Origin of the sequence: Pseudomonas sp. SIMBA_068, assembly GCF_046534705.1 — a bacterium.
Lineage (GTDB): Bacteria > Pseudomonadota > Gammaproteobacteria > Pseudomonadales > Pseudomonadaceae > Aquipseudomonas > Aquipseudomonas putida.
The window spans coordinates 1-262 of the sequence record NZ_JAWRYI010000803.1 but is presented as its reverse complement, the minus strand read 5'-3'; the positions used below and the strand labels follow the sequence as shown (position 1 = coordinate 262).

1 pseudogene is annotated in these 262 nt (G+C 50.0%); it reads right to left on the bottom strand.

From position 1 onward, the window contains the following. Window positions 1-244, bottom strand: a pseudogene (locus SB756_RS31520) (hypothetical protein); the annotation flags it as partial. Between the last annotated feature and the right edge of the window lie 18 nt (window positions 245-262).

The window sequence follows — 262 nt, the reverse complement described above, 5'->3', positions numbered from 1 at the left end:
CGTTATCACGGCAAGAATTCCGCACCATCGTGACCCAGTTGATTTGATCCAATCGCACTGGGTCCTGATATGAAATTTCTTTCGAATCGGTTAGCAACATCGCAACGTAACCACGATTGACGGTTGCATCCAGCTTAATCAGATCCGGGTTTTTGCATATGAGGTGTTCAACATTCGTGGCGGCTTTGCTGCAATCGAAACCTCGCTCCGCATTTGCCGGCGCATGGGTCTGACGCTTGAACATGTATGCCCAGGAACCGTC